Raw genomic sequence first — 12410 nt, forward strand, 5'->3', positions numbered from 1 at the left:
CCCATGCACTTCACCTTCTATGTCGCCCGCCGCCTGATTTTCGTCGTTCCGCAACTCTTCGGCATCATCGTGGTGAGCTTCTTCCTGGTGAAGCTCATCCCCGGTGATCCTGCCGTGCTAATGCTCGGCCCCGTCGCGAGCCCGGAGAGCGTCGAGGCGCTGCGCGAGAGCCTCGGCGTGAACAAGCCGGTGATCGAGCAGTTCCTTGTCTATGTCTCGCACGTTCTACAGGGCGATCTCGGAAGCTCCTGGCAGACGACGCGGCCGGTAACGGAGGATCTTTTCAACCGCTTTCCTGCGACGCTCGAACTCGTGACGCTCGGGCTCGCCCTCGCCATGGCGGTCGGCGTGCCGCTCGGCGTGTTCTCCGCCCGCTACAAGCGGGGGGCGGTGCGGAAGGTGGCCGACTACTACGGCCTGATCGCCGGCGCGATTCCGGATTTCTGGCTTGCCCTGGTGCTGGTCTTCGTCTTCTACACCCTCCTGCAGGTGGTCCCGGCTCCGCTCGGCCGCATCGATATGGAGCTGGTGCCGCCTGCCACGATCACCGGCTCAATGCTGATCGACAGCCTTCTCGCGGGCGATCGCCAGGCCTTCATGTCGGCCGCGGGGCATCTCATCCTTCCCGTCGCGACACTCGGTTTCATCAATGCCGGCCCGATCCTGAAGGTGACCCAGTCCACCATGGAGCGGGTCCTCGATTCGGATTTCATCCGCTACGCCGAGATGTCGGGCCTGTCCCCTTCGACCATCACCCGGCAGGCGGTGCGCAACTCGCTCCCCTCGGTCGTAACAATCATAAGTGTGCTCTACGGCTTTCTGATCGGCGGAGCGGTTCTGGTGGAGATCGTCTTCAGCTGGGGCGGAGCCGGTCAATACGCGGTGCAGGGCGTGTTGAACAACGACATCAACCCGGTCCTGGGCTTCGTGCTCTTCGCCGCGGTCATCTCGCTGGCGATCTACCTGGTGGTCGACCTCATCTACTTCGCCCTCGACCCACGGATGAGGTGAGCGAAATGGTGGCCTTTGAGAGCAGTCATGCACGACGTGTCGGTACGATGAAGTCCTCCACGATGACAGACCGCGAGGTCGGGCGTGAGAGCGTCACAGGCGCCACTGCAGTGGCCGAGAGACGCATCGCCGAGCCGACCGCGCTCGATGTCAAAGACCTCAAGGTCACCTTTCCGTCCTACGGCCGTGCCGGCAAGCGCGCCCTCAAGGGCATCGATCTCAAGATCGGTCGCGGGGAGATCGTTGGCCTCGTCGGCGAATCCGGCTCGGGCAAGACCACGCTGGCCCGCGCGATCATGGGCATGGTCCCGCAGCCGGGGGTGGTCGAAGGAGGCGACGTCATGTTCGACGGCTCGAACATGACGAAGCTCGACGACGGGACGTTGCGGTCAATCCGTGGTCGGCACATCAGCATGATGGTGCCCAATCCGCGCAGCGAGCTGAACCCGCTGCAGACGGTCGGCGAGCAGATTTCCACGGTCGTCCGAGAGCATCTCAAGCTGTCTCGCCGCGAGGCCGCCGGCAAGGCGCTGCAGATGCTGCGCGCCGTCCGCATCCCCGACGCCGAGCGCCGCTTCAACGCCTATCCGCATGAGCTGAGCGGCGGCATGGCGCAGCGCGTGATCATCGCGATCGCGCTGATCTGCTCTCCGAAGTTCATCATTTCCGATGATGCGACCAGCGGCCTCGACGTGACCGTCCAGGCCCAGGTGCTCGACCTCATGAAGGTCATGGTTCGCGACCAGGGCGCGTCCATGCTCTTCATCACGCGCGACATCGGCATCACCGCGCACTTTTGCAACCGTATCTCCGTCCTGTTCGACGGCGAGATCGTGGAGCTCGCGGATATCGCGACCTTTTTCGCCCGCCCGGCGCATCCCTACAGCATGATGCTGCTGGCGGCGTTCTCCCATAATCCGGCGCTGCGCGCCCGGTGGACGCGCGCGGCGGCCGGCGAGGCGCCGCCCGCCGCCACGGGATGTCCGTTCCGCTACCGCTGCGTCAAGGCGCAGCCGAAATGCGTTGTCGAACGTCCAGCCCTCACGCCGCTGCGCGGTGGTCAGTCGGTGCGGTGTCACTATCCGGTTGCGGAGACGGCGGCATGAGTCTCCTGGAAGTCAACGATCTCGAGATGCGCTTTCCGCTCGCCGGCTCCCGCAAGGTGGTGCAGGCGGTCAACGGGGTGAGCCTCACTCTGGAAAAGGGTACGACGCTCTCCCTCGTTGGCGAATCCGGTTCCGGAAAGACGACGATCGGGCGCTGCGTCCTGGGGCTTCTGGAGCCGAGCGGCGGCACCGTCACGTTCGCCGGCGAGCGCATGGGCGGCAGCCGGACGATCCGCTCCCCGTCCTTGCGCGGGCGCATGCAACTCGTCTTCCAGGAGCCGGCGGAATCGCTCGACCCTCGCATTCGGGTCGGAGACTCCATTGCCGAGCCGCTGAGGATCCTCAAGCTCAACCGCAGCGACCGTGACAAGCGCCTCCGCGAGGTCGCCAGGCGGGTCGGCCTGCCCGAAGCCATGCTCAACGCCTATCCCGGCGAGCTCAGCGCCGGTCAGCAGCAGCGCGTTGGAATCGGCCGTGCTATCGTGACCCGACCGGAGCTGATCGTACTCGACGAGCCGACCTCCGCGCTCGACCCGACGGCGCGCGCGGAGATCATCGACCTGCTCATTCGCCTGCAGGGCGAACTGGAGACCGCCTACCTGTTCATCTCCCACGATCTCAGCACGGTGCGCTATCTGAGCCACCGTGTGGCGGTGCTGTATCTAGGCATGATCGTGGAGGAGGCGAACACCGCCGCGCTGTTCTCCGAGCCGCGCCATCCCTACAGCATCGGGCTCCTGTCATCCGTGCTCTTGCCGGACCCGACCCTGAAGATCGAACCGGGCGTGGCGCTGGAGGGAGAGATCCCGAGCCCGATCGACCTGCCCAAGGGGTGCTTCCTCGCCTCGCGCTGTCCCTATGCCGACAGTCATACGCAAACACATATGCCGCCGATCAGCATGGTCGGCAAGAACCACAGTGTTCGCTGCTTCAAGCATGAGCAGATTGCTGCCCGTAAGCGCGAAGTAGACAATTTTGCAGTGTTTCAGGAAAATATAGAGCGGACGTTGAGGCTCGAAATGGCCCTCAAAGACACCTAGAAACCGCAGAGTGCAGCAGTCGAAATGGAGAAAGGAGTCCGGCCCATGGGCAGGAAACACACCACTATGTCCAAAAACGGCTCGTACGCCGAGACGGACGACTTCATCACCCGTACGCATGTCATGCCGATCCTGTGGAACGACGAAGTCCGCGAAAGGGTCATCGCCGAGCATCGCGCCAATCCGATCGGCAGGCCCGGCAAGGCGGGCGTGCCGGGCGTCCAGCACAGCGAGGAGCTCGGGCACCTCCTGGACAAGCTGCGCCGGCACCCGACGAAGGGCAAGGAAGTGATGATCGCCCTGAAGCCGTTCGAACAATACGCGATCGGCATCCTGTCCGGTGTGCGCGGCGACCCGATTGTCATTCTCGATAACGAATATTATGGAAGCGAAGATGAGATAGAGCATGCGATCTTTCTGCGTCGTGTCGCAAAGCTTATGGAACAATATCCGAAGCCGTGACGACGACAGAATTTCGCAGATCAGCTTCAAAGGTGAAAAATGACCGGATCGAATATGTTGCGAATTGTCGGATACAACGAGAAGTTCTGCGTTGAGCCGGGAGAGACGCTAAAATTCTATATCAGCTCGTATGAGGGCGAGAGCTACGGCGCGGATATCGTGCGGCTGATCCACGGCGACACGACCCCTGAGGGACCCGGCTACAAGGAAGAACTGATCGAGACCGATCTTGGCGACGACTACGAGGGAAAGCCGCAGGACATCCATATCGGCAGCTATGTCATCGTACCGTCCGATGACCGGCTCTCGGTCGGAAGCTTCACTCTGCAGGCCATGGTGTTTCCGACGACGCCGGACAAGGGTATCCAGGGCATCGCCGGAAAATGGTGCGACGCGGACCAGTCCGGCTATGCCCTGGTCGTGGCGGAAGACGGCAGCCTCGGCCTCTGGATTGGGGGCGCCGACGGCGTGGCCAAGGTCTCGACCGCCACGCCAATGCTGAAGCGTGTCTGGTACAAGGTCTCGGCCACCTATGACGCGGGCTCCGGCGAGATCTGCCTTCGCCAGACACCGTTGCCGACCGCCACGAACGGCGGCATCGGCATGGCCATCGTGCATCCGATCGAAGAGAGCACCGCCGTGGTGCGCTTCCAGAAAAAGGTCGGGGCGCCGAAGCGCAACGATGCGCCCTTTCTCATCGGATCCCTCTGCAAGGAGGCGGTGTCGGGTCGCTCCGCCTTCGGCGGCCATTTCGCGGAGGCGAAGTCACCCATCGCGCTGCCAGTGCAGTTCGCCTGCTACAACGGCAAGATCGACGGGCCTCGCCTGTCCTCGGCCGTACTGAGCGAGGGCCAGATCGACGCGCTCGTCCGGGGCGTCAAGGCGGTCGAGCCTGCCATTCGCAACGATATCGTCGCGGCCTGGGATTTCCACGCCAATCTTGGCAAGAATATCGCCTCGACCCTCATCATCGATGCGGGCTGGAACGGGCTCGACGGCTTCATCATCAACATGCCCGCGCGCGGAATGACCGGCTACAACTGGACCGGCAACGAAATCTCCTACCGCCACGCTCCGGAAGAGTACGGTGCGATCCATTTCCACGACGATGATCTCGATGATTCCCGCTGGGAGGAGAGCTTCAGCTACACGATCCCCGAGGGAATGAAGAGCGGCATCTACGCGGCGCGCGTGCGGATCGGCGGCGTCTCCACCGCGGAGACGGAGGACTATATCCCCTTCATCGTGCGCCCGCCGAAAGGCAAGACCACGGCCGACGTGGCGCTGATCGTACCGATCTGTAGCTATCTCGCCTATTCGAACGACAATCTGGCCACCGACTCCGTCATCGCTCAGCTTCTCAAGGGTTCGGTGCCGATGATCGCCGCGGCGGATCTGACGCTGAACGCGCATCGCGAGATGGGCCTGTCCTGCTACTCCGTTCACTCCGACGGCTCGGGTGTGTTCTATTCGTCGCGCCTGCGGCCGATCATCAACCTGCGTCCGAAGTATCGCCATTGGCTGTCGCCCTCGCTCTGGCAGTTCAACGCGGACTTGCACCTGACGGACTGGCTAGAAGCCAAAAGCATCGACTACGATGTCTACAGCGATTTCGAATTAGAGAAGGAGGGCGCCGGACTTCTCAACCGCTACAAGGTGGTGCTGACCGGGACCCACCCAGAATACAGCTCCGAGAAGCATATTGAAGCGTTCATGGCCTACCAGCACTCGGGCGGTCGCTTCATGTATCTCGGCGGAGATGGCTTCTACTGGTGCACGTCGATCCACCCGGACAACGAGAACATCATCGAGGTTCGCAAGGGGGAGGCCGGCAACCGTGCCTACACCACCGATCCGGGCGAGTATTCCCAAGCCTTCGACGGCGGCTTCGGCGGCATGTGGCGGGCGCGTGGCCGCGCGCCCAGCAAGGTGTGCGGTCTGACCTTTGCAGCATATGGCTTCGACGTGTCGTCCTACTACCGCCGCATGGAGGAAAGCATGCTGCCGGAGACGGCGTGGATGTTCGAAGGGGTCGGCGAGGGCGAGGTGATCGGCGACTTCGGCCTTGTCGGCGGTGGCGCCGCCGGTCTCGAGATCGACCGCTATGCCGAGGACGTCGGCACGCCGCACCAGACCTATGTCCTCGCCCGATCGGAGGGGCACACGGACCTGATGCAGCAGGTCAATGAAGAGATATTGCACTACGCGAGAGGCTATTGGGGTGGAGGTGACGAGAATCCGATGGTTCGCGCCGACATGATATACTATAAGACAGCAAACAACGGTGGTACTTGGTGTCCGGGATCTCTGACCTGGTGTGGAAGTCTTTCCCACAACAACTATAATAATAACGTCTCGCGTATTACCGAAAACGTCCTTCGCGGATTTCTGGTAGACGGGGCGCTTCCCTGACCGCGTGGGCGGCGAGGCGGCCTCGCAGCCCCTTCCCAGCCTTTGAGGAGATGAAGATGGACAAGCGCGTGGGCAAGGACCCGATGTGGTGGGTCAGTCGGCAGTTCAGGGACAAGGTCGTCGATCTCGACGGGATCATGGAGTTCCCGCTCGGTAGCGTGAAGCTGGTCGACCGGAATGAAGCCGAGCCTCCCGAGCCGGTGCTCATTGAGCATGGCGAGTTCTCGGCGCTCGGAGCCATGCTGTTCATGATCAACGGCCATCGCCCGGGACCGGTCAAAGGCTTCTACGTCGTCGTCCAGGCCAAGCGCGGCGAAGCATGGTGCGTCGGACAGCTCCACGCCGATTCCGTCACACCCCTCCGCGTCTTCGCCGATAAGCTTTACGATAGCGAGGACGAGGCGCGCCGCGCAGCCGAGCGGATGCGCCTCGACGAATGGGGCAACAGGCCGCCCCGGATGAACTGACCATCCTGAAGAGATCGCACCGACAGCGGTGCTGCTCGCCTCTGATGAGGGCACCTACTGCATCGGTGCGACGATGAACCCGAACGGAGGCGATGTCATGATCTGAGGACGCCAACGCCCCAAAGTTTTCGTTAGTGCGGCAGACGGGCCGGTTCTACGCCCGCTGCAAAGGCGGGTCGAAGGAGCGAGAAATGACAGGCGTGATGTCGTGGCGCAGGTCGCCGCTGGCGGCGAGGCACAGGGCGCTTGGATCCAATCTCGAGGATTGGAATGGCATGGAGACGGCCTGGACCTACGCGGGGTCCAACCTGCCCGACGAGCACGAGGCGGTGCGCACCAAGGCGGCGCTGATGGATGTCTCGGGCCTGAGGAAGGCTCATCTCGTCGGCCCGCATTCGCATCATGTGCTGCAGCACATGACCTCGCGCGACGTGCGGAAGGTCTATCCGGGCAAGTCGGTCTACGCCACGATGCTGAGCGAGGCGGGAAAATTCACGGACGACTGCCTGCTTTTCCGCACCGGCCCGAACTCCTGGATGACGGTGTTCGGCTCCGGCACCGGTTATGAGGACGTCGCCGCCGACACGGTCGGCAAGAACGTCTCGATTCTGTTTGACGACGATTTGCAGGATCTCTCGCTGCAGGGCCCGCTTTCGGTCGATTTTCTCGCCAAGCAGGTGCCGGGGATCAAGGACCTCAAATATTTCCACCACGTCCAGACGAGACTCTTCGGCAAGCCGGTGATGATCTCGCGCACCGGCTACACCGGGGAGCGCGGCTACGAGATCTTCTGCCGGGCCGAGGATGCGGTCGAGATCTGGGACACGATCTTGGCTGAAGGCAAGCCGATGGGCATCATCCCGGCTTCCTTCACCGCACTCGACTGGCTGCGCGTCGAGAGCTATCTGATCTTCTACCCCTACGACAATTCGCAGATGTATCCCTTCGAGGACGAGCCGCCCGGCGACACCTTGTGGGAGCTGGGGCTAGACTTCACCGTCTCGCCCGGCAAGACGCTGTTCCGCGGCGCCGAGGAGCACTACAAGCTGAAAGGCAAGGAGCGCTTCAAGATCTACGGCCTCGTCGCCGACACCGATCAGGTCCTGGACGGCGGCGATGAGATCTATGTGGGCGGTAAGAGGGCGGGCGTCGTCACCTGCGCCATGCATTCGCGGGCGACCAGGCGCTCGCTGGCCATCGGCCGCTTCGACGTCTCAGCAGCCAAACCCGGCACCAGGCTGGAGATCAAGGGCAAGGGCGTCTCCTGCTCGGCGACGGCGAGCCCGATCAATTTCGACGACCCGGAGAAGAAGAAGCGCAGCGCGCCGTAAAAGGCCTAGGCGTTTCCTCTATCGGGCGATTCCCCCAGAGGAATGTTGATGATTCACGAGGCAGTCAGTTGATTCGGAGCTGACCGATGCGACGCTATGGCTTGCGCGATGAAGCAATGGCACCGGATCAGAGATCTGCTGCCGGGCCGCGAGGGCCATGTGGGTGCGACCGCCAAGGACAAGACGTGCTGCGCGCACCCGAAGGGGTGGCGCGCGCCAGTTGAGTCCCTATGGCCCCACCAGCCGCGCCACGTCGGCGCGCATCACCGGCAGCAACTCCGTCTCGAACCACGGATTACGTTTCAGCCAGCCGCTGTTGCGCCACGACGGGTGTGGCAGTGCCAGCAGCCGCGGCCGGGCGCTCGCATCATAGATCTCGCGCCACCTCCGGACGGTCCCGGTCACGCCGCCCACCGTTCCCGCTGGTCCCAGATGCCAGCGCTGCGCGTATTGGCCGATGAGCAGCATCAGCTCGACCTCGGGCAGACGCGCCATGACGCGGGCGCGCCAGGCCTCCGCGCACTCGCGGCGTGGCGGCAGGTCGCCGCCGAGGGCGTCGTGGCCTGGAAAGCAGAAGCCCATGGCCACGATCGCGACCTTGCCCGGATCGTAGAACGTCGCCTCGTCGAGCCGCAGCCAGTCGCGCAGGCGCACGCCGGACGGGTCGGTATAGGGGCGGCCGGACGCATGGGCGCGGGTGCCCGGCGCCTGGCTGGCGATGCAGATTCGCGCCTCGCCCGACGCCTGGATGATCGGCCGCGGCTCATGTGGCAATCGCGCGCCATAGCGGGGCGCGTCGCGGCAGATGCGGCAGCGGCGGATCTCATCGAGCAGCGCAGGGAGGGGCTCGTTCAAGTCCACGCCCTGGGGGCGTGCCCTGCTAGGTGGGGTCATCGGCGGGATCGGCCACGCTCCAGAGCCGCTGTGGGCCGTCGACGCCGCGCAGGGGGAAGACTCCGAGGTCGATGAGCGGTCCCGCGCAGCGTTGGGCGAAGCTGTCGGAGAGAAGGAGGTTGCGGCCGATCTCGTCGCATAGCTTCTCCATCCGGCTGGCCTCGTTGACGGCACGGCCGATGGCGGTGAAGTCGAGCCGGTCGGTGATGCCGACGTTGCCATAGACCACGTCGCCGTAGTGCAGGACGACATCGGCCGCCAGGGCAGGCTCGGTGGCCGCGGTGCGCGTGAGCGCCAGCGCCCGGTTGCGCGCCAGCCCGGCCTGTGCCGCCGCCAGGGCGCGGTCGCAGACGGCGCACGGACGCGCCGTCGGATCCTCGACCGGGAACACGGCCATGAAGCCGTCGCCCGTGAACTTGAGGATCTCGCCGCCGGCCTGTTGCACCGGCTCGCCGAGCGCCTCCAGGTGCTGGTCGAGCCAGCCGACGACCCGGAGCGGATCCTCGTGATCGGTCAGCAGCGTGAAGGCCCTGAGGTCGGCGACGAGAATGGCCGCCGAGATGACCTCGCCCTGGCCGCGGCGGATACTGCCGGCGAGGATGCGGTCGGCCGTCCGCGGCCCGACATAGGCGCCGAGGACCTCCCTGATGGTCGAGCTCAGGCAGAAGCGGTACGACACCAGCGCCACGGAGGGGAGCAGGGCCTCGACCGTGGCCAGATCGTGGTCGGTGAAGCCTCCCGGGCGATCGGTCGCGAAGCTCATGGCAGCACCGAGGATGGCGATATCGGGTGCGAACGCGACGATCCTGAGCAGGTAGTCGGTGGCTCCCTCGCGGCGCATGTCGGCCAGCAACGAGAACTCGTTGCAGCCCTCGCCGTCGCCGACGCGCCAGCGGCCGGTCTGTTGGTCCGCCGCGAGCAGTGCGTGGATCGGGCTGCGATTGAACTCGGCTTCGCCATCCCCGTCATGGCCGACCTTCACGACCTGGACCTCGCCATCGCGTCGCCAGCTGAGGCTCATGCCCGTCAGCGACGGGTGCAGGGTCGGCATGCTGATGCTCAGCCGCAGGATCGGCATGCCGGCGGCGTTCAGGGCCCGGCCGAGGTCGCCGAGCAGCGAATCGCCGTCAACGGCGATCAGGCCTTGCCGCATCATCTGGTTGGCAAGGCCGCCGAGGTCGAGCGCCGGTCTGTTGGTATGGGACATCGTGAGGTCGGATGAGGCGTTGCTGCCCCCTCACATGGCATCAACGTCGCAGAACTTCAAATCCACGAAAGCCACGGGAATCAGCCAGTTGCTCACGCCCGATGGCGCCGTCAGGTCACCGGCTGCAGCGCGGCCTGCTTCTCGTGCAGGTGCCAGACGTACCAGCACAGCAAAGCCACGGGTATGCCGATCAGCGATGTGCCCACGAAGAACCACACGAAGCTCAGCCGCTCGATGATGAAGCCCGAGGTGCCGGCGATGAGGCTGCCGGGTAGGGCGCAGAGCGAGGTGAGCAGCGCGTACTGGCTGGCGGCGTGCTCGGTGGCCGTGAGCGACGACATGTAGGTGATGAGGACGATGGAGGCGAAGGCGTAGGCGAAGCTGTCGATGCTGACGGAGGCGGCGAACAACCAGAACTCGCTGCCGCCGTGGTCGCCGTGGGCCGCCAGGTAGGCGAGGCTCAAGTGCGAGGCCGAGCCGAAGACGGTGCCGACCAGCAGGCTCGCCATGATGCCGATGCGCGGCACGATGTAGCTGGCGAGGAAGGTGCCGGCGATGCCGACGCCGAAGCCGAACAGCTTGGTCACCGTGGCGATGTCGGAATCGGAGTAGTGCAGGCTCTTGAACAGCGGCATGGCCATGGCGCTGGAGATGTAGCCGGGCATGCGGAAGCCGGCGACCATGAGCAGGATGGGGATGGCGAGCGGCCCGAGCCGGGTGATCAGCTCCTTGATCGGCGTCCAGATCGTCTCGACCATGCTGCGTGGTGGGGGCGGAGGCGCGAGGTCCGACACGGGTTCCGGCGCCAGCAGCGCCGCGATCATGCCGGGCGCCATGAACGCCGCCATGCAGAGATAGGCGGCGCGCCAGCCGAAGGCATCGGCGAGGTAGAGCGCGCCGGCGCCGGCGACGAGGTTGCCGATGCGCCAGCCGATCTCCGCCCACGACGACATCAGCGCCTGGCGCTCGGGCGGGGCCACGGTGATGCGCCAGCCGTCGATCACCACGTCCTGGGTGGCGCCGGCGAAGCCGAGCGCCAGCGAGAACACGATGGTCCAGGCAAGCCAGTTGGCCGGATCGCCGAAGGCGACGCCGGCCAGCGCCAGCACCACGCCGATCTGCGAGAGCACGATCCAGCCCCGCCGCCGCCCCAGCAGGCGGCTCAGGATCGGCGCGTCGTAGCGGTCGAGAAACGGCGCCCAGACGAACTTGAGCTTGTAGGCGAGCGTCAGCTCGCTCATCAGGCCCAGGATGGCGATCGGCACCTTGGCTTCCGACAGCCACGCCGACTGCGTGACGTAGACGAGCAGAAACGGGATGCCGGAGCTGAAGCCGAGGCCCAGCATGGCGCCGACCCGCCGATCGGAGACCAGGTGGCGCAGGGACGGGCTCTTGTCCGCCCCTGCCGGCACGGCATGATCCTGCATGCGGTTCTCGCCTCGTCCCGGAGGTGTGGATGTCGGATGGCCGACCTACAGCTTTGCTCCCTTAGCATTGAGATTTGATGTCGTCTTGGGCACCGGCGCGGCCCTTGCCGGGCGGGCAGGGCCCTCGGGTTGGCGGCGGGCTGCCCTGCGGCGGAAGCAGGTCACCGCTGCGCCAGCCTGTGGATGACCGCGGGCCTCCGGCGGGGGCAGGATCTGCGCGACGAAGCCAGTCGCTCGAGAGGGAGGGCGGTCAATGGATCTGCATTTGCGCGGCAAGCGTGTCTTGATCACGGGCGCATCGAAAGGGATCGGAGCGGCTGCTGCCGAGGCTTTTGCCGAGGAGGGCTGTCATCTGCGGCTGGCCGCGCGCAGCGCCGATGCGCTCGCGGCGGTGGCGGGACGCCTCAGGGCGGCGCACGGCGTGGAGGTCGACGTACATGCGACCGACCTCAGGGAGCAGGCCGATGTGGCACGCCTGGCCGCGGCGGCGACCGATTGCGATATCCTGGTGAACAATGCCGGCGACATCCCCGGCGGCTCGCTCGACAAGATCGACGAGGCGACCTGGCGCCACGCCTGGGAGCTCAAGGTCTTCGGCTACATCAACCTCACGCGCCTCGTGTATGCGCAGATGAAGCCGCGCGGCGGCGGCGTCATCATCAACGACATCGGGGCGGCCGGCGAGCGCTTCGATGCCAATTACATCGCCGGCAGCGCCGGCAACGCGGCCCTGATGGCGTTCACCCGGGCGCTCGGCGGCCGCAGCCTCGCCGACCGGATCCGCGTCGTCGGCATCAACCCCGGGCCGGTGGAGACCGACCGCATCGTCACGCTGATGAAGACCCAGGCGCAGAACCGCTTCGGCGACGAGAGCCGCTACCCAGAGCTCATGGCCGGCTTCCCGGGCGGGCGCCCCGCCAAGCCGCGCGAGATCGCCGACATGATGGCGTTCCTGGCCTCGGACCGGTCCGGCTACACCAGCGGCGTCGTCGTCACCATCGACGGCGGCCTGTGCGCCGGCGGCTGACCGGGGGCGGCAGCGGCTCGCGCCGG

General features: G+C 65.3%; 11 protein-coding genes. 8 read left to right on the top strand and 3 right to left on the bottom strand.

Annotated elements, in window-relative coordinates:
• The first annotated feature begins 3 nt into the window (after positions 1 to 3).
• The 7 genes from ACZ5PO_RS22560 to ACZ5PO_RS22590 all read left to right on the top strand — a co-directional run bounded on the left by ACZ5PO_RS22560 (position 4) and on the right by ACZ5PO_RS22590 (position 7829).
• On the top strand, positions 4 to 1011 hold the full coding sequence (locus tag ACZ5PO_RS22560; protein WP_464184047.1) for an ABC transporter permease: 1008 nt from the start codon (positions 4 to 6) through the stop codon (positions 1009 to 1011).
• Between the two features lie 5 nt (positions 1012 to 1016).
• Positions 1017 to 2117, top strand: coding sequence for an ABC transporter ATP-binding protein (locus tag ACZ5PO_RS22565; protein WP_464184048.1), 1101 nt, complete (start codon positions 1017 to 1019; stop codon positions 2115 to 2117).
• On the top strand, positions 2114 to 3157 hold the full coding sequence (locus ACZ5PO_RS22570) for an ABC transporter ATP-binding protein (protein ID WP_464184049.1): 1044 nt from the start codon (positions 2114 to 2116) through the stop codon (positions 3155 to 3157). Before ACZ5PO_RS22565 ends, ACZ5PO_RS22570 begins: the two co-directional genes overlap by 4 nt.
• A 45-nt stretch (positions 3158 to 3202) precedes the next feature.
• Positions 3203 to 3619, top strand: a complete 417-nt coding sequence (locus ACZ5PO_RS22575; RefSeq protein ID WP_464184050.1) for a hypothetical protein — start codon at positions 3203 to 3205, stop codon at positions 3617 to 3619.
• Positions 3620 to 3658: 39 nt separating this feature from the next.
• On the top strand, positions 3659 to 6031 hold the full coding sequence (locus ACZ5PO_RS22580) for a N,N-dimethylformamidase beta subunit family domain-containing protein (protein WP_464184052.1): 2373 nt from the start codon (positions 3659 to 3661) through the stop codon (positions 6029 to 6031).
• A gap of 56 nt (positions 6032 to 6087) precedes the next feature.
• Positions 6088 to 6498, top strand: coding sequence for a hypothetical protein (locus ACZ5PO_RS22585; RefSeq protein WP_464184055.1), 411 nt, complete (start codon positions 6088 to 6090; stop codon positions 6496 to 6498).
• Between the two features lie 191 nt (positions 6499 to 6689).
• Positions 6690 to 7829, top strand: a complete 1140-nt coding sequence (locus ACZ5PO_RS22590) for an aminomethyltransferase family protein (protein WP_464184056.1) — start codon at positions 6690 to 6692, stop codon at positions 7827 to 7829.
• A gap of 228 nt (positions 7830 to 8057) precedes the next feature.
• Here ACZ5PO_RS22590 and ACZ5PO_RS22595 read toward each other — a convergent pair whose 3' ends face one another.
• From ACZ5PO_RS22595 to ACZ5PO_RS22605, 3 genes are all read right to left on the bottom strand, one after another.
• Positions 8058 to 8684 (bottom strand): uracil-DNA glycosylase family protein, encoded by a 627-nt coding sequence (locus ACZ5PO_RS22595; RefSeq protein WP_464184057.1) that lies wholly within the window; start codon positions 8682 to 8684, stop codon positions 8058 to 8060.
• Between the two features lie 25 nt (positions 8685 to 8709).
• The gene (locus ACZ5PO_RS22600) at positions 8710 to 9930 is read right to left on the bottom strand and encodes an adenylate/guanylate cyclase domain-containing protein (RefSeq protein WP_464184059.1); all 1221 of its coding nucleotides are present in this window, start codon (positions 9928 to 9930) and stop codon (positions 8710 to 8712) included.
• 110 nt (positions 9931 to 10040) lie between these two features.
• Entirely contained in the window at positions 10041 to 11357 is a 1317-nt protein-coding gene (locus ACZ5PO_RS22605) for an AmpG family muropeptide MFS transporter (protein WP_464184060.1), read from the bottom strand.
• Between the two features lie 253 nt (positions 11358 to 11610).
• On the opposite strand from ACZ5PO_RS22605, the gene ACZ5PO_RS22610 reads away from it, so the two are divergent.
• Complete coding sequence (locus ACZ5PO_RS22610) at positions 11611 to 12384, top strand: SDR family oxidoreductase (RefSeq protein ID WP_464184062.1); 774 nt, start codon at positions 11611 to 11613, stop codon at positions 12382 to 12384.
• Positions 12385 to 12410 lie beyond the last annotated feature (26 nt).

It is taken from the genome of Chelatococcus sp. KU-N122, assembly GCF_055391085.1.